The 17,114-nt window shown below is 64.0% G+C and carries 15 protein-coding genes; 8 read left to right on the top strand and 7 right to left on the bottom strand.

The window, feature by feature from the left end; all coding sequences use genetic code 11:
• Positions 1–35: 35 nt before the first annotated feature.
• The 4 genes from ftsA (at position 36) to ACYQ01_RS07020 (ending at position 5,089) form a co-directional block, all read left to right on the top strand.
• Positions 36–1,268, top strand: a complete 1,233-nt coding sequence (ftsA, locus tag ACYQ01_RS07005) for a cell division protein FtsA (RefSeq protein WP_459933115.1) — start codon at positions 36–38, stop codon at positions 1,266–1,268.
• Between the two features lie 64 nt (positions 1,269–1,332).
• Complete coding sequence (gene ftsZ, locus ACYQ01_RS07010) at positions 1,333–2,754, top strand: cell division protein FtsZ (RefSeq protein WP_459933116.1); 1,422 nt, start codon at positions 1,333–1,335, stop codon at positions 2,752–2,754.
• 93 nt (positions 2,755–2,847) lie between these two features.
• Positions 2,848–4,557 (top strand): radical SAM protein, encoded by a 1,710-nt coding sequence (locus ACYQ01_RS07015; RefSeq protein ID WP_459933117.1) that lies wholly within the window; start codon positions 2,848–2,850, stop codon positions 4,555–4,557.
• 202 nt (positions 4,558–4,759) lie between these two features.
• A complete protein-coding gene (locus tag ACYQ01_RS07020) occupies positions 4,760–5,089 on the top strand; it encodes a hypothetical protein (RefSeq protein WP_459933118.1) in 330 nt (109 codons plus the stop codon).
• Between the two features lie 149 nt (positions 5,090–5,238).
• Here ACYQ01_RS07020 and ACYQ01_RS07025 read toward each other — a convergent pair whose 3' ends face one another.
• Positions 5,239–6,492, bottom strand: coding sequence for an HD domain-containing protein (locus ACYQ01_RS07025; protein WP_459933119.1), 1,254 nt, complete (start codon positions 6,490–6,492; stop codon positions 5,239–5,241).
• A gap of 123 nt (positions 6,493–6,615) precedes the next feature.
• Between ACYQ01_RS07025 and rplM the strand changes: the two genes are divergently transcribed.
• Positions 6,616–7,041 (top strand): 50S ribosomal protein L13, encoded by a 426-nt coding sequence (gene rplM, locus ACYQ01_RS07030; RefSeq protein ID WP_459933120.1) that lies wholly within the window; start codon positions 6,616–6,618, stop codon positions 7,039–7,041.
• A gap of 29 nt (positions 7,042–7,070) precedes the next feature.
• A complete protein-coding gene (gene rpsI / locus ACYQ01_RS07035) occupies positions 7,071–7,463 on the top strand; it encodes a 30S ribosomal protein S9 (protein ID WP_459933121.1) in 393 nt (130 codons plus the stop codon).
• 189 nt (positions 7,464–7,652) lie between these two features.
• Here rpsI and ACYQ01_RS07040 read toward each other — a convergent pair whose 3' ends face one another.
• The 3 genes from ACYQ01_RS07040 to ACYQ01_RS07050 all read right to left on the bottom strand — a co-directional run bounded on the left by ACYQ01_RS07040 (position 7,653) and on the right by ACYQ01_RS07050 (position 11,851).
• Positions 7,653–8,012 carry a tRNA-binding protein gene (locus tag ACYQ01_RS07040; protein ID WP_459933122.1) on the bottom strand — a complete coding sequence of 120 codons (360 nt, stop codon included), beginning with the start codon at positions 8,010–8,012 and terminating at the stop codon, positions 7,653–7,655.
• Positions 8,013–8,050: 38 nt separating this feature from the next.
• Positions 8,051–8,791: a substrate-binding periplasmic protein gene (locus ACYQ01_RS07045; protein ID WP_459933123.1), complete on the bottom strand. Its 741-nt coding sequence runs from the start codon at positions 8,789–8,791 to the stop codon at positions 8,051–8,053.
• A gap of 150 nt (positions 8,792–8,941) precedes the next feature.
• Positions 8,942–11,851, bottom strand: coding sequence for an insulinase family protein (locus ACYQ01_RS07050; protein ID WP_459933124.1), 2,910 nt, complete (start codon positions 11,849–11,851; stop codon positions 8,942–8,944).
• Between the two features lie 428 nt (positions 11,852–12,279).
• Here ACYQ01_RS07050 and ACYQ01_RS07055 point away from each other — a divergent pair, with 428 nt between their 5' ends.
• Together ACYQ01_RS07055 and ACYQ01_RS07060 are read left to right on the top strand one after the other, a co-directional pair.
• Positions 12,280–13,314 carry an OmpA family protein gene (locus tag ACYQ01_RS07055; RefSeq protein WP_459933125.1) on the top strand — a complete coding sequence of 345 codons (1,035 nt, stop codon included), beginning with the start codon at positions 12,280–12,282 and terminating at the stop codon, positions 13,312–13,314.
• Between the two features lie 82 nt (positions 13,315–13,396).
• Positions 13,397–14,206, top strand: a complete 810-nt coding sequence (locus tag ACYQ01_RS07060; RefSeq protein ID WP_459933126.1) for a LysM peptidoglycan-binding domain-containing protein — start codon at positions 13,397–13,399, stop codon at positions 14,204–14,206.
• Positions 14,207–14,599: 393 nt separating this feature from the next.
• Here the strand turns inward: ACYQ01_RS07060 and ACYQ01_RS07065 are convergent, their stop codons facing one another.
• The 3 genes from ACYQ01_RS07065 to ACYQ01_RS07075 are packed head-to-tail and all read right to left on the bottom strand — an operon-like array spanning position 14,600 to position 17,113.
• Complete coding sequence (locus ACYQ01_RS07065; protein WP_459933127.1) at positions 14,600–15,523, bottom strand: tetratricopeptide repeat protein; 924 nt, start codon at positions 15,521–15,523, stop codon at positions 14,600–14,602.
• On the bottom strand, positions 15,520–16,704 hold the full coding sequence (locus tag ACYQ01_RS07070; RefSeq protein WP_459933128.1) for a GNAT family N-acetyltransferase: 1,185 nt from the start codon (positions 16,702–16,704) through the stop codon (positions 15,520–15,522). Before ACYQ01_RS07070 ends, ACYQ01_RS07065 begins: the two co-directional genes overlap by 4 nt.
• A gap of 58 nt (positions 16,705–16,762) precedes the next feature.
• A complete protein-coding gene (locus tag ACYQ01_RS07075) occupies positions 16,763–17,113 on the bottom strand; it encodes a hypothetical protein (protein WP_459933129.1) in 351 nt (116 codons plus the stop codon).
• Position 17,114: the final 1 nt, after the last annotated feature.

A 17,114-nucleotide genomic window follows, 5' to 3' on the forward strand; every position in this document is an offset into this window, starting at 1 on the left:
GAAAAGCGTCTGGCTACATCTTTTAGGGGGAACGGATGGCAAAGGCTTCGGAACTCATTGTCGGACTTGACATTGGCACCACCAAGATCTGCGCCGTGGTGGGCGAAATATCGCCCGAAGGCGTCGATGTGGTGGGCATCGGCACGGCGCCGTCCACGGGGCTGCGCAAAGGCGTCGTGGTAAACATCGAACAGACCGTGAGCTCCATCAAACGCGCTCTCGAAGAAGCGGAACTCATGGCCGGCTGCGAAATCCGCACTGTGTACGCGGGCATCGCCGGCAGCCACATCAAGGGATTCAATTCCCACGGAGTGATCGCCGTCAAGGGGGGCGAGGTCACCCACAAGGACGAGGAACGGGTGCTCGACGCGGCCAAGGCCGTGGCCATTCCGCTCGATCGCGAAGTGATCCACATCCTGCCGCAGGAGTTCATCGTGGACGACCAGCGCGGCATCGCCGATCCGCTGGGCATGGCCGGCGTGCGGCTGGAGGTGAAGGTCCACATCGTGACCGGCGCGGTGACCAGCGCCCAGAACATCATTCGTTCCTGCCACAGGGCGGGACTCGACGTGGCCGACATCGTGCTCGAAGCCCTGGCCTCGGCCAAGGCCGTGCTCACCGAGGAAGAACGCGAAATCGGCGTGGCCCTGGTGGACTTGGGCGGCGGCACCACCGACCTGGCGGTGTTTTCCAACGACTCCATCAAGCACACGTCGGTGCTGGCTCTTGGCGGCAACAACCTGACCAACGACATCGCCTTCGGCCTGCGCACGCCCATGGCCAGCGCGGAAAAGATCAAGATCGAATACGGATGCGCCCTGGCCGATCTGGTGCGCAAGGACGACATCATCGAGGTGATCTCGGTGGGCGGACGCGAGCCCCGTAGGCTCTCGCGCCAGGTTCTGGCCGAGATCTGCGAGCCGCGCATCGAGGAAATGCTGGCCCTGGTGGATCAGGAGCTCATCCGTTCCGGTCTCAAGAACTCCATCGCGGCGGGCGTGGTGCTCACGGGCGGCACGGCCATGATCGAAGGCATCCAAGAGCTTGGGGAACAAATTTTCAACCTGCCCACCCGAGTGGGCGCGCCCCTGCGTGTCGGCGGGCTGCGCGACGTGGTCAACAGCCCCATGTACGCCACCGCGGTGGGGCTTCTCATGTACGGCGCGGAAAAGGAAGGCGGGGAGAAACGCTTCCGCATCCGCTCCGAGGAAAAGGTGTTCAACCGAATCCTCGGACGCATGAGAAAATGGTTCGTGGACGTGAAGTAGGACGACGACGAGCATGTGTCGCTCTGATCAGGGGGAACTTTTACACGTACGAGAAGGGGGAGATATGGAACTCTACGATATCGATTTCGAAAACAACGCCCGAATCAAAGTGGTGGGCGTGGGCGGCGGCGGCGGAAACGCGGTGAACAACATGATCTGTTCCGCGCTTCGCGGGGTCACCTTCATCACCGCCAACACCGACATTCAGGCCCTGAACAAATCCAAGGCCGAGTTCAAGATCCAGCTGGGGGACAAGCTGACCAAGGGTCTGGGAGCCGGCGCCAATCCCGACTGCGGCCGCGACGCGGCGCTGGAATCCATCGACCAGATCCGCAAAAACATAAGCGATGCGGACATGGTCTTCGTTACCGCCGGCATGGGCGGCGGAACGGGCACGGGCGCGGCCCCGGTCATCGCCCAGGCCGCCAAGGAAGCCGGCGCCCTCACCGTGGGCGTTGTCACCAAGCCGTTCTACTTTGAAGGCAAGAAACGCCGGGCCGCCGCCGAAAAAGGCATCGCCGCCCTGTCGGAAGTGGTGGACTCCATCGTCACCATTCCCAACGACCGGCTGCTCTCCCTGGCCTCGAAAAAGGCCACCTTCCTCGAAATGCTCAAGAAGGCCGACGAGGTGTTGTTCTACGCGGTCAAGGGCATCTCGGACCTCATCATGGTGCCGGGCCTGATCAACCTCGACTTCGCGGACGTCAAGGCCGTGATGAGCGAAATGGGCCTGGCCATGATGGGCTTCGGCGTGGCCCGGGGCGAAAACCGGGCCAAGGAAGCCGCCCAGAAAGCCATCACCAGCCCGCTGCTCGAAGACGTGACCATCGACGGCGCCAAGGGCGTGCTCATGAACATCACCTGCGGCCCGGACCTGACCATTGAAGAGGTGGACGAAGCCGCCTCCACCGTCACCGAAGCCGTGTCCGAGGAAGCCAAAGTGTTCTTCGGCACCGTCTTCGACGATACCGCCGGGGATGAAATGCGCATTACCGTCATCGCCACGGGTATCGAAAGCGAAACCGCCACGCTTGCCCGCCCCGGACAGGTGAGCGTGCATCCGGCGGTGGCCCAATCCACCACGTCCAGGGCGATGGTGCTCAACTCTCCCCGGCCGGCTCCCCAGCCCGCGGCCCAGCCCCCCCTGCAATCCGCCCCCCAGCCGGCGCCCGCGCAGGTCGCTCCCGAGCAGACCTTCGCCCAGCCCGAACCTCAGCAGGAATACGACCAGAACGTGGCGCCCATCACCCGGCCGCGCCAGGCTCAGACCTCGCAGCCTCCCGTGAGCGAACGCACCGAACGCATTATGGCCAGCCATTCCGGCGACTTGGCCATCCCGGCCTACCTGCGCAAAAGCAAACGCGGCCCCGCTTCCGATGTTTCGGGACTGGGCCAGTACAAGGCCCACAACCCGGGCAGCGAGGACTTCGTTTTCGACGAGGAAGAATTCGAAGTGCCGGCCTTCATCCGCATGCAGGCCGATTAGCGCAAAAAAACCGTTGGCTACATGAACGAAAGTTCAGTAGTCGGTAAGGGAAAGTTCATTGACACAATATAAGTTTGTTGCACAACCTCAGCTGTGGCGGCTTCCGACGCATTCGCCAAGGAGACGCCCGTAGGCAAGCGCATTGTGTATTACGGCCGGACCGGACCGGGAGCCCCCTTTCGCGGAGGCCGGCTCCCCGTGGCCCTGGCCTTTCCCGGATCAGCCAGGACGGCCCTATCCGCCCTGGGCTGGCAGGCGGTATATCGCCTAGGTTGTGACAGCGCGTTGTTGGCCATGGAGCGTTTTTTCCTTTCCCCCGGGAAATCCGCTCCGCTCTCCGAGGACTCGTCATTCCCCCTTGGCGAGTTCCCTGTGACGGCCATCTCGCTGGGTTACGAGCTGGACGGTTTGCCCCTGGTCCAAGCCCTCGCGGCGGCCGGGATACCCCTTCTGGCCGAAAAGCGGCCCGCCTACCCTCTCGTATTGGGTGGCGGGCCGCTCGCCTTTATCAACCCCGCTCCCCTGTCCCCGATCCTGGACGCCTGGTTCGTGGGCGAGGCCGAAGCCGGGCTCGCCCCGGCCCTGGAGCGCATGGCCCGACGCGTTCTGGCCGGCATCGACAAAGAGCGCCTGCTGGACGAAATGGCCCACTGGCCCGGCTTTCACGTACCGGGCAGAAGCCGCACGCCGGTGACCCGGGTTTTGGTTCCCAACGGCCGCAAACTGGCCGCTCCGGCCGCCTCCTGTTTCGTCAGCCCCGAAGCCGAGTTCAAAGACACCCTTCTTCTGGAGATCAACCGGGGCTGCCCCCACGCCTGCCGATTTTGCGCCGCGGGCTACGTCTATCGACCGCCCCGCCAAGCCGACGTCGCGGAGCTCAAGACCATCGTGGCCGAAACCGCCCCCCGCAAGGTGGGGCTGGTGGGCACGGCGCTTACCGACTGGCCGGACTTGATCCCCTTTCTGGAATACCTTCAGACCGAAAAGGTGAAGTTCACCCTCTCGAGCGTCCGCGCCGCCGGCGTGACCCCCGAACTCTTGCATATCCTGCGCGACGCGGGGCTGCGCACCCTGACCCTGGCCCTGGAAGGACCGAGCCAACGCCTGCGCGACAAGATCAACAAGCACCTCGACGAGGACGAATTCCTTCGCGCCGTGGAGTTGGCGGCCTCGCGCGGGGTCAATCACTTGAAGGTCTACGTCATCGTGGGCTGGCCCGGCGAAACCGAAGACGATTACGCCGAGATGGCGCGCTTTCTGGCCGAAATCTGCAAGGCCGGGCGCGTGGGTTCGGGCAAGCGTGGCGTCGGACACCTGACTCTCGGGGCCAACCCCCTCATCCCCAAGCCGTTCACCCCCCTGCAATGGGCTCCCATGGCCTCGCAAGACCACCTGGAAGACCGGTTGCGCGCGCTCAAGGCCATGGCCAAGCCCCTGCGCGGGGTGCGGGTCGAAGGCGAGCAGGCCGCCCCGGCCCGGCTGCAGGGCCTGCTGGCCAGGGGGGACGAATCCCTGGCCGAACTCGTCCTGCTGGCCGCCCGGCTCGGAGGGTGGCGCAAGGCCCAAAACGCCTGGCAAGGCGACCCGGCCTGGTTCCTGGACCGCGAACGCGATCGAACCGAAGTCTTCCCGTGGGAGTGCGTGGACGTGGGCGTGGATCGCGACACCCTGTGGCGCGAATGGGAACTCTACAACGCCGGGCGCCAGACTCCGGGCTGCCCGTCCATTCCCTGCGGCCGGTGCCGGGCCTGCGACATGGCCGCTCCGACCGACGCGGGGTCGCCGATCGAACGCGCTCCCTGACCCTTGTCAAAAGCCCCGGGCGATGCGATTTTCTTTTCCGAAGGCAGTACCGGTCGATTGCGCGGCCGCGGTTTCGCCCGGCCGACGTAACCAAAGCGCCGCGCAAAGGAACTCCACAGTATGGTCCCGGCGCAAAGCCGATGACCCGGACGCGCCGCACCGGTTTTTCGGCCGCTACCGCCGGTCGCGCGGGAGGTTCGCCATGAGACGCATCCTGTTGCTGGTCGTATCGCTGATTCTGGTCCTGTCCAGCCCGGCCCTGGCTTGGCGGGGCGGATGGCATGGAGGCTGGAGAGGCTGGTGGGGTCCGAGCCTGGTGCTTTCGGTGCCGCTTTTTTCGAGCTATCCGGCCTACTCCTACTCGCCCTATTATTATGCCCCGCCCCCCTACTATCCGTATCCGGTCTACACACCGCCCCCCGCACCGCCCTCACCCGCTCAGGGGTCTTCCGAGGAGTACACGCGCGGGTACAGACAGGGATATGACCAGGGCTACAGCGCCGGCCGCAGCGGCCCATGGGGATACCGATAGACGCCCTGTCGTCTTCCGCGCCCGGCCTCGGCCGTCGCAGCCCGCCCGAAAAACACGAGGGAAGGCTTTTCGAGAGGGGGGGGCTGGCGAAAACCTCTTGCTTCCAAGACAGGGGGGCGGGGCTCACTTCGTCCCGGCCGGACTTGCACCTAGTCAAAGTCCGCCAACAAAGCCCCCACGTGCACCCGGCCCAAAAGCTCCACCGGGGCGTACTTGTTGCGAATGCGCCAGAGTCCCTGTTGCAGGTGGTCGGAAGCGATGCCGTTGCGCAAGGCGGTGTAGGCCTCCAGGAAAGCGGCCAGGGAATCGCAAACCTTGAGCAGCTCGCCGTCCTTGGGGTCGAAACGGTCCTCGTTGTAGCGATTGTGGAGTTCTTCGGTGCTAAGCGCCCTCACGTGGCCGTCGACCACGGCGCAGGCGGTGAATTCCGAGCCGATCTCCAGTCCCAGAAAGTAGCCCAGCCGGTCCACCAGATCGGCGTAGTCGTGACGCAGGGGGCCCAGGATCACCCGCTCCAGTTCGATGCCCTCGTATTCCTTGATCATGGCCCCCAGGCGCTCCACCGACTGCTTGACCGGGGAGATGATGTCGCGGGTGAGCAGTTCCGGCAGGTCATGGAAAAGCCCGCCGAAAAAATTGTTCTGCGCCCTGGCCGGACAGGCTTCCACCGAAAGGGAAAAGAAGTACGCATAGCAGGCCACGATGAACATGTGACCGAGCACGGAAGTTTCGGGAATGCGCGGGGTCTGGGACCAGCGTTTCTGGAACCGCAACTGCCCGCAGACCTGGGCGAAGCGGCCGATGGGGGATTTGCCGGCCCCGAACAGGGAGTCGATGAGTTGGGGCACGCCTTCCAGGTCTTCGTACGCGCCCAGGCCCTGACGAAAGGAGTTCTCGATGTCCTTGCCCTCGGGGTCGCGGGGATTGAGGGCCTTGATGCAGTCGAACTCCCAGCCCGAGGCGTAGAGATGGGCCGCGCCGAGAATACGCCTGGCCAGGCTGTTTTCTTCGGGAGCCTTCAGGGAGGCGGTGAGCCGGCCCCAGAACTCGCGGCCCAGGGTCTGCACGCGCGGTTCGAGTTCGGCCAGCACCCATTCGGTAAGCTCGCGGTACTGTTCGGGCACGGCTTTTATTCTATAGAAGATCGGCGGCTTGATGTCGGTGATGACCAGGCGGTAAAGATAGTCGAAAATGCCTCCTTCCACGATGCGCACGGCCAATTCCGTGCGTTCGCCCGGGGACAGGCTCTTGGCGTTGAGCTGGAAGAGCACCCAGGCCACCATCATCTTGTGACCCTGCTTGTCCACCTCCATGAGTTCGCCGGGCCGATTCTTGTCGTTCCAACGCCGCATGGACGAGCCGGAAAATATAAGCTGGAGCAGGCTTTTTCTTACGTTTGGCATGAAAGGAGCACTAGCCCGACCAAAGGCAAAGCTCAAGGTGAGAAAAACCGTCTTGCGTGTTGACAGGGAGCCGACAAATCCTTAAAGGGGTTCTCTTGCCATTTGGACGGAGGATACGACGCAATGAAGACTTTCAGCCCCAGCGGCAAAGACATCACTCGCGATTGGGTGGTGGTTGACGCATCCGACAAGGTGCTTGGCCGCCTGGCCAGTATGATAGCCGACAGACTGCGCGGCAAGCACAAACCCGAGTTCGCCCCCCATATGGACATGGGCGACTTCGTGGTGGTGGTCAACGTCGACAAGGTGAAGATCACCGGCCGCAAGCTTGACCAAAAGATGTACTACCGCCACAGCGGCTACATAGGCGGCCTCAAGGAAACCGTCATGAAAGACATGATGGCTTCCAAGCCGGGCGACGTTCTGGTGAAGGCCGTCAAGGGTATGCTTCCCAAGAATCGTCTGGGCCGGCAGCTCATCAAGAAGCTCAAGGTCTACGCCGGCGAAGCCCATCCGCACACGGCGCAGCAGCCCAAGCCCCTGGCCTAACCGCCACGAAACGACAAAAGGGAATTCCCATGAGCACCGACTTCTTCTACGGAACCGGGCGCCGCAAAACCGCCGTGGCCCGTACCCGCATCAAGCCCGGCAGCGGCCAGATTCTCGTCAACGGCCGTCCGGTCGACGAATATTTTCCCCGGAGCGCCCTGCAAGGCATCGTCAAGCAGCCCTTCGCCCTGACCCGGACCCTGGGCAAATTTGACGTCAGCGCCACGCTGGACGGCGGCGGCGTGTCCGGCCAGGCCGAGGCCCTGCGCCACGGCATCTCCCGGGCCCTGCTCAAGGCCGACCCCGAGCTGCGCGCGGCCCTCAAGAAGGCCGGCCTGCTCACCCGCGACGCCCGCGCCAAGGAACGCAAAAAGTACGGTCAGCGCTCCGCTCGCGCTCGGTTCCAGTACTCCAAGCGTTAAACCATTCTTGCCCGTATGGGCAAAGGGCCGCCCCCTTTCGGGGACGGCCCTTTTTGTGTTTGCGGCGCGAAGGTCGAAGAATCCGCGCACGGTCGCGGCAACGGTTCCCCGAACACGCGGCCGTGTCGCGTTTTGTCTTTCCCCGTGTGGTCCAGGAAATACGGGCGCCCGTATTTCCTGGACGTCACACTAAAAAATCCTGCCTCCGATCTTGGCATCCGCCGCAGGGGTAAGAAACGTGGCCTCGCCGCTGTCGGCCTTGGGAAACTGCGCACCCAAAATGAGTACCTGCGATTCCACCTCGCCCACCTGGCGCGGGGCGAAATTGAGCACCCCCACCACCAGGCGTCCGGCCATGTCCTCGGCCGCATGCCTGGTGAAACGCCCCACGCTCACCCGCGTGCCGAACTTGCCGAAATCCACCACCAGCCGGTAGGCCGGCCTGGGCGCGCTGGGCTCGGGCGTGGCCGAAACCACGCGCCCCACGCGCATTTCCAGCTTGTCGAACGTTTCAGCCATGTCCGCCACCGGTTTCACGTCTCGAGCCACGTCCTCTCCTTTCAAGTTGCGCCGACCGGCGCGGCCGATCAGCGCACCCGCACACTGCGCGCCACCAGGGCGTCCAGGGTTCCGTCCCCGCGCATGGAAGCCAGGGCCGCGTTGAAACGCTTCAACAAGTCCTTCTTGTTGGCTTGCATGTTGAAAGCCAAGTACACCCCGTCCACGAAGATCGGGCGGTCCAGGGGCCTGACCGTGCGCTCCAGACCCAGCCGGGCCAGGGTCAACTCGGCCTTCTCCTTGCTGGAGAGCACGGCGTCCAGCTTGCCGTCTCGCAAGTCCTGGAAGTTGTGCAGGTCCGAATCGCCCTCCACAGCCGTCACCCGCCCGGAAGCCGCGGCCTTGTCAAAGGCGTCGCCGTAGGTATAGCCCCGTATCACCCCCAGCCGCTTGCCGGCCAGATCGTCCAGGGACTCGAAGGGAAAACCCTGTCCGGCAACGTACACGAGCACCTTTTCCACATAGATGGGGTCCGAATAATCGAATCGCTCGGAACGGATGAAGTTGCGCGAAATCCCCCCCACCCCGCATACGCCGGCCTCCAGGCAGCCCAACACCTTCACCCAGGGCGCGGCCTCCAGACGCAACGCCTCGCCCATGCGCCGGAAGGCTTCGGCCACTATGGAAGGATACAATCCCACCGCCTGGCCGTCCCTGAGGGACATATAGGGAGGGCTGTCGTCGTCGAAGACCACCAACTCCTGGGCGTGGGCCCAACGCGCCTGGATCAGGCCGAACACAAGCGCCGCGAATACGACCCAAACCGCCAAACGGGATCCGAGCCGCCTCCAGCCCCCCGCGCGAAACGATAGCGCCGGAAGGGTTTCGTCCCCGTCCGCGCTCCGGCCCCCGCACCATGCCCGGCCACTCGGCCGATCCGGAAACAACGCCTTGGCGTGCGTCAGCAACATGGGTTCCGCCTACAGGGCCTTGGTGACGACAAGGCCGGAAAGCCGCTCGGCGGCCTTGTCCAGGGAGGGCGCGGCCCCCAGGGCCACTACGGGCGCGCCGGCCAGGGCCTTGGTCAAGGCCTGTCCGCAACGACGCAGATCCGCAAGGGACGTGTCCATCACCTGTTGCCGGAGCGTCTGCCGAGCCTGGGCCGTATCGCCCACGAAGTGGCGGGCCAAGGCGGTGTAGCCCTTGGCGTCGGGCAGTTGGTAGGCGTCCAGGTCCCCCACCGCGCCGATGACGGCGCGCTCCAGGTCGTCGTCGCACAGGTCCAGGGTTTCAAGATAGGGACCGGCCGCGTCAAAGGTGTCCAGGGTGGGCAGCAGGTTGGGGTCGCGGTAGGAGACCAGCACCACCGACCCGGCGAAACGGTCGAACATGCAGAACGCCCCGTAAGCTCCCCCGCGCACGCGCACGCGTTCCCAAAGGTAGGCGTTGCGCAGGTGGCGGCAGGCCACCAGCATGGCCCCGGCCGAAATCGTATCCAAGGGTATCGGAGCGCCCTTGGCCACGTAGTTGACCTGCACCGGAGCGCTGAGTCCCTCGGCGCAGGGCAGGTCCAGGCCGGGCCAGGTCGAAACGGCCCGCTCCCCGGACGGCAAGCCCGCCATAAGCTCGCCCAGCACCGGGGCGAAGGCCTCGAACCGGTGGGCGTCCAGGGTGACGTTGGCCACCACCCCGTCCTTGGTGAGCACCCGGTCGCGCAAGGCGTGCAGGGTCTCCAGCACCCAGGGCCAGCGGGCGTCGAAATCCGCGACCAGGGCGCGAAGCCAGGCCAGGGAGGACACCCCGTGCATGCGTTCGTCGGCCATGGCCGCCTTGTGGAACCTGGCCCGCAGACGCCTGGCCGCATAGGCGTGCCCCGAAGAGGTCAGGGCCTGCTCCTTTCTGGCCTTGGATTCAAGCACCATCTGCCGGAACCGGCGCTTGTCGTCGAAGTTGGCGTCCGCGAAGGCCTCGCGTAGGATGTCCGCCATGTCGCGGACCTTGTCCGGCGTGGACTTGGCCCGCACGACCAGCCTGGCCGAGGCCTGGTCCGGCGTTCCCCCGGCCAGCGCGCCCAGGTGGATGTCCCGGCCGATGCCGCCGGTCTTGCGGGCGATGCGCTGCAGAAAGGCTGCGAAGTCCTCGCGGGAGGTGCCCATCTCGAAAAGCGCCCGGGTGAACAGGGGCAACAGGGGCAGGGCTTCGCCGTCCACGCCCGAAAGGTCGAACCCCAAATCCAGGTAGACCACCCCTGCGGTGGGCAGGTCGTGGAAGAACACCTGCTCGGAAGGCCAGTCGCCCGGCGTCGGGGACTCCTGACGGGGCAGATCGGCCAGACGCAACTTGGGAATGGCGGCCAAAGCCTCGGGGGAGTCCGGGGTGTGCTGGAAGCGTTCGATGCGTTCGGCCAGGTGAAGCATGGCCGTACGCCCGGCCTGGTCCATGGCTCCCAGCCGGGAGTCCACGCGGGCCTTTTCCTCGGCCGCCAGGCGCTGGCCCCTTTCCGGGTCGGGCAAGAGGGTCAGGGCCACATGGTGGGGATTTTCCAGAAAATGGACGCGCAACAGCGTTTCGAGCACCCGCTCGCCCGCCTCCAGCTTGCCCTTGAGCGCGGCCAGGGGGGCCTCGAAACGGATCGGCCCCAGGGGATCGCCGTCGTGCAGCCAGGCGGTGAGCGACCGCAGCATGAGCGAGAGCCCCCGGGGGAAGGACCCGGTGTTGTTCTCGCGCAGGCGAAATTCCAAGGTGTTGAGGGCCGCTTCCACGGCCGGAGCGGGCAGTCCGTCCCGGGCCAGATCGGCCAGGGTGTCGCGCACCAGGGTCATGGCCTTTTCCACCTGGGCCGGGTCCACCCCCTTGAGGCCGACGGAAAAATACATCTGCCGCAACTCGGCTTCCAGCCCCACGCCGGTCAGGTCCTCGCCCAGGCCGGATTCGATGAGCGCCTTGCGCAAGGGAGAGGCGGCCAGACCGATGAGGGTATGTTCGAGCACGGCCAGGGCCAGCACGGTTTCGGGATTGTCATGGGCCTCGGGCAGGAGCCAACTCAGGGTGAACGAGGCCTTGGGCGGATGCGCCGGGTCCACGGGGCCGCAGTCGTAGGTCCGAGTCACGGCCTTGGGCGCGGCGAACCGGGCCTGGACCGCCACTTCGCTGCGGGGATCGCCCGGGCCGAAGTCCTTGAGGTATTCTTCAAGGATGGCCAGCCGGCTCTCCGGGTCGTCGTCGCCATAAAAAAAGAACCGGGCGTTGGACGGATGGTAGTAGCGCTGGTGAAAGGCCGTGAAGTCCCGATAGGTCAGGTCGGGGATGTGGGCCGGGTCGCCGCCGGAGTCCTGGCCGTAGGTCACGTCGGGAAACAGCTCGCGCTGGGTGTATTCGGCCAGCAGGCTGTCCGGCGAGGAGTAGGCGCCCTTCATTTCATTGTAGACCACACCCTTGAAGATGTATTCCTCGCCTTGCGGCTCGATGTGCCATCCCTCCTGCCCGAAAACCTCTTCGGGAATACGCGGATGAAACACCGCGTCGAGATAGACATCCACCAGGTTGTGGAAGTCGGCCAAATTGGCGCTGGCCACCGGGTAGCAGGTCTTATCGGGATAGGTGAACGCGTTGAGAAAAGTCTGGAGCGAACTCTTGAGCAGCTCCACGAAGGGCTCCTTCACCGGATATTTGCGCGACCCGCACAGCACGGAGTGCTCAAGAATGTGGGGCAGTCCCGTGGAGTCGGCAGCCGGGGTGCGCAAGGTGACCCCGAAGACCTTGTTTTCGTCCGGGCACGAAAGGGAAAGCAGCTCCGCTCCGGTGGGTTCGTGCCGGTAGAGCCTGGCGTCGACGTCGTATTCCTCGATGCGCTCCTGGCGCAGAAGGATGAAGGATCGCTGTTGTGACATGTATGCTCCTGAAAGGGTTGCCTGGTTTTACCCCAAGGGCCCCTTTCCGCCAAGCGAGGAAGGGGGGATCGAAAAAATGCATTTTTTGCTTGCCTTGTCCGAGCCGCATTCTGTATACATTAAAAAAAGTTCATGCTCATACGGCGATCTTTCCATGGAACCGCTGGGCATGAACCGCGCGGCAAAGGCCCAGGTTTCGCGTGAAGCGTCACGCAGTTTAGACGTAACCACACGAAATCACGCAAACAACCTTTCAAGGCTCGCCCCGGGCTGTTAGAGCTTGCCCGGTCAGCGGCCGGTTCGGCATGCCCCCGTAGGGGGCTGGGCCACACGTCGGGAAGTCCCGGCGTGAGTCCCGCATCGGCTCTGAGGGTGGCTCAGAAACTACATTTTGGCGAACATTCACTCGATCTCGGTAAGGAGGACTTATGTTTCAAAAGTCTCGCATCATCGTGGCCATGCTCATCATGGCCCTGGTGGGCACCGTGGTGCCCGCTTCCGCCAAGAAGCTGGTTCCCAAGGTCGACAACTTCATTCTTTTCATCGACCACTCCGGCTCCATGGGCTTCTCGTACAAAGGCCAGCGTTACGTCCAACTGGGCGGCGTCTCCAAGATCATGATGGCCAAGGCCACGGCCACCGAACTCAACAAGATCATTCCTGAGCTCAACTACAAGGCCGGCGTGGCCACCTTCGCCCCGTACAAGCAGTACGCCGCCGTGGCTCCCTACAGCAAGGCCGCCGTGGACAAGGGCATCGCCCCCATCAAGACCGACTACGACCTCTACGGCCGCATGACCCCCATGGGCGTCGGCCTGGGTGAACTCGACAAGGTCATCGGCGGCCTGTCGGGCAAGACCGCCGTCATCATCCTTTCCGACGGCGACTCCAACCTGGGTATCGATCCCGTGGCCGAAGCCAAGCGCATGCAGGCCAAGTACGGCGACAAGATCTGCTTTTCCGTGATCAGCTTCGCCGACAACAAGAACGGCGAACGCATCCTCAAGGAAATCGCCAATCTGTCCAAGTGCTCCTGCTTCGCTCTGGGCGAAGAGATCCTGCGCGACGCCGCCGCCCGTCAGAAGTTCGTTGAGTGCGCCCTGTACGACACCATCGACGACGAAGTGGTGATCTTCCGCTCGATCTACTTCGACTTCAACAAGTACAACATCAAGAAGGAATTCATCCCGGTCCTGAATGAAGGCGTTGCCATCATCAAGTCGAAGGCCAACCTCCAGGTGATCCTCGAAGGCCACACCGACTCCGTGGGCACCGAGAAGTACAACATGGCGCTGTCGATCCGCCGCGCCAATTCCGTCAAGGCCTACTTCGTGAAGAAGGGCATCGACACCAACCGCATCACCGCCGTGGGCTTTGGCAAGCTGCACCCCCGCTACAGCAACAAGACCGCCGAAGGCCGCAAGATGAACCGCCGCGTGGAAATCAAGTTCAAGTCGAACTAGCCTCCCGCAGCATCAAGACGTGACAAAACCAGGCGGAGCCGTTAGGCTCCGCCTGGTTCCTTTTTTTGGAGGAGGTTCGCGCATGATGCGACTTGCGATGACGGCTTTAGCCATGATGGTTCTCGTCTCCGGCTGTTCCTTCTTGGGCGACAAAACCGAACCGGCTCCGCCGCCCCCGGTCCAGGCCGCCGAACCGGCTCCGCCGCCCCCACCGCCCCCGCCGCCCCCGCTCACCCATACCGTGAAGAAAGGGGAAACCATTGCCGGCATGGCGAAACACTACCATATTTCCGCCAAGGATCTGCTTGCCGCCAACAACCTGAAAAACGCCAAAGCCGTCAGACCCGGCATGGTCTTGACCATCCCCGGGAAAACCGCGCCCGATGTCACCAAGCCCACGGGGAAGATCGACAAGGACGCTCTCTCTTCCAAGGCGGAAAAGGCCGGCAAGGGAAGCAAGAAAGACCCCTTCGGCATCGACGCCGCCATGGCTCCCGACAAGAAAGGCAAGCACAAAAAGGGTGGCAAGTTCGTCGACGACGACGCCACCTACGAGCGGGTGAAGACGGAATTCAACGATTACGCCCGCAAATGGCTGGAAAAATCCCAGCGCATGTCGGAATACAACAAGAGCAAAAAAGAAGTGAAGCAGGAAGAAGGGCGCTACGTGGCCTCGTACACCGAGATACTCCTGGACACCATTGGTACCGAGGTCAAGCGCGTGGATTACGAAGGCACGCCCTACGTGGGGCACATCACTTATCGCATGCGTGTGCACAAGACCTTCGGCCCCACCCCGCAGGCCGCCCAGGCCTCGAACGACGAACTCGTCCAGGAAGAATTCATGCGCGAAATCTTCAGCTATTCCGGACAAAAGCGCGCCTGGCGCTAACGTCCTCCCCCCGACGCGACAAAGGCCTTCGGAGCTCGACTTCGGAGGCCTTTGTCGTTTTGGGTAACGCCTGCTAGCAGCCCACCCAAAAAGTCGATTCGTACAGCCTGTTCAAAAAATGTGCTGGCAAGGCGCGAGAAAAAGTCAAGCCCGAAGCGGAGTGGGCATCCGTTGAGGGGTTGAGCGTTTCGCAGCAACGCAGCCAGCAAGAATTTTTCAACAGGTTGCTAGCGCACGGACAAGGAGTGAACCGGACTCCAGGACGAACCGACGCGGGAGGGCGGGCACCGCAGCCGCGTTCCAGAACGTCTCTCCCCTGGCCAAGCCCGGGGGCGCCGACCAAACCGTCGAGAGCGTCGTTGCCCGTGTCTCACGGCTGTTTCGTCTTTCGGGCTACTTGCCGCGCAAGGCGCGTAAGTGATGCAGGGCGCGGGGATTGATGGGATCGTAGGTGAGCATGAGCCGCCAGGTGACGACGGCCTCCCGGGTGTGTCCCTGCTGAAGCAAAACAAGGGCCTGGTCGCCGAGAACCGCGAGCAGGTGATGCAGGGCCATGGGGTTCTTGGGCTCCAGGGCCAACGCCTGACGCCAGGCGTTTTGGGCCAGGGAGGGCAGGTTCAGGCGCTGATAGACCTCGCCCACCCGCACGAGCGTGTCCACGTGCCGGGGGTTGGTTTCCAGGGCGAGTTCGAATTCCATGCGGGCGTTTACCCAGAGCCCCAGCCCGGAAAAGACCTTGCCCAGCAGGGCGTGCAGAATATGGTCGTCGCCCGCGTGGGCCTGGGCCTTGGCCAACTCTTCCACGGCGGCTTTATCCCGGTTTTCGGCCAGCAGGCAGCAGGCCAGGCCCAGATGCGCGTATCCGTTGGTGGGGGAAAGACTCAACGCCTTGGCATAGGCCTGGCGCGCCTGGTCGATCCGCCCCCGTCCGTAGAGAATGTGCCCTTGCCAGAGCGCCGCGAGCAGGTTTCCGGGGTCAGTCGCCAGCACCGTATCCAGACGGGCCAGGGCGCTGTCAGGCTTCCCCGCGAGGGCGTCGAGCTGGGCCAGACGAATGGCGGCGAAGGTGTCGCCCGGGCTTTTCTCCAGGGCCTGGACGACGGTTTGCCGCGCGGCGTCCAGCGCCCCCCGGGCCTGGAACTCCTGCGCGGTGAAGAGCAGGTCGAGCACGGCCTGATCCGCCAGGGCGTCCGCTGTCGGGGCGGTTGGCTGACCGGACACGTTGACCGCCTGGGGCTGCCGAGTCGTGGTGGCGGCCGCGAGGACTCGGGGCGACAGCGACAGCAGGCAGAAAAGGACGAGCGCCAGGCGTTTCATGCTCCGCGCTCCTGATTCCTGTAGGGCAGCATGGCGTTGAGTTCTTCCACCTGGTCGTAGGTCATGGTGTTGAGCTGGTCGATGTTGGCGTCGAAGACTCCGGTCAGGCGGGCGTCGGAGAAATGGTGCAGGCTGGTGGAGCAGATCGAACGAAATCCCCGCCGGGGCTTGTGCTCGCCGCCCATGCCTGGATCAAAGAAGCGCAGGCCGTGGCGAATGGCGTATTCCACGGGCGCGTAATAACACAGCTCGAAATGCAGAAAGGCCAGATTCCGGGAGGCTCCCCAGTAGCGGCCGTAGAGCGTGTCGTCGCTCTTGACGAAAAGGGCCAGGGCCGCGGGCCGATCGTCTTCCGGCACAAAGGCCGCGCCGAGCACGAGAAAGGTGGCCAGTTCCGGCCGCGCCAGGCCGAGAAAGAATTCGCGCGTCAGGTACTTGCAGCCCCAGGCGCCGAACTTGTCATTGGTGGAGGAGTAGTAGTCGTACATGAGGGCGAACCAGTCGGCCGGAACGTCGGGGCCTTCCACCATTTGCACGTCGACTCCCGAGGCGGCCAGGGCGCGTCGTTCATGGAGCACGTTTTTGCGAGCCCCGGAGCGAAAATCGGCGAGGTGGTCGGCGAAAGTTTGGTATCCGGCGTTTTTCCAGAGAAATCCCTGGTGACGCCAGGTTCCCAGTTCCAGGGGACGCAAGGCGTCGAGCAGGGGTTTCGCCACGAAAAGCAGGTGCAGGCCGGAGAGTTCGTTGGCCTGGCTCAGCCGAAGCATGGCCTGGAGAATGAGGGTGGTCAGATGGGCCTGATCCTCGCCCGGAGCGAAGAGGAAGCGATAACCGCTCACGGGTGTGAGCGGACTGGCCGCCACCAGTTTGGGATAATAGGACACCCCCAGCCGGGTGGCCACGTCGGCCCACAGGGCGTCATAGACGAATTCGCCCTGGCCGTGCCCCTTGAGATAGAGAGGGGCCGCGGCCACGAGCCGACCGTCCCGGCGCACCAGGCAGTGCAGGGGAAGCCATCCGGTCTGAGGACGAATGCTGCCCGAAGTTTCCAACAGGTGGAGCCAGTGGTGGTTGAGAAAGGGCAGGCGCGCGCCTTCCAGGGCGTTCCACTCCTCGGGGCGCACCTCGCCCAGGGAGCGAACGTAGGAGACGGTCAACGCGGCGGATTGCGGGGCACTCATGGAATGTCGCGCCGGGGGAGCGGCCCCCGGCGCAGAGGGATTGCGCACCAAGGGGTCGCTATTTGATGTTGGCCCAGGCGTTGCCGTCCTTGAGGAACAGCTGGATCTCCACGGCCTTGCATATGTCCACGTCCCGGATGACGAAGGTCATGCGTTTGGGGCCCATGTACTTGATGTCCCACTGGCAGCTGCCCCGGTCGTGGGGCACGGAAAGCTTGGTGGCGCGCCCGACCTTGAGCTTTCTCCTGAGCAACAGGTCGTCGGAGAACTGATCGGTTCCCGCCGGGGCGAGATACAGGCCGCGAATGTCCACGTCGGCCCTGTTGACGAAGTTGATCCATTTCTCGGCGGCGAAGCTTTCGCCGGCAAAGGCCAGTACGACAAAGGCGACCAACAGCAGTTTGCGCATG

The sequence above is a fragment of the Fundidesulfovibrio butyratiphilus genome (assembly GCF_054657235.1).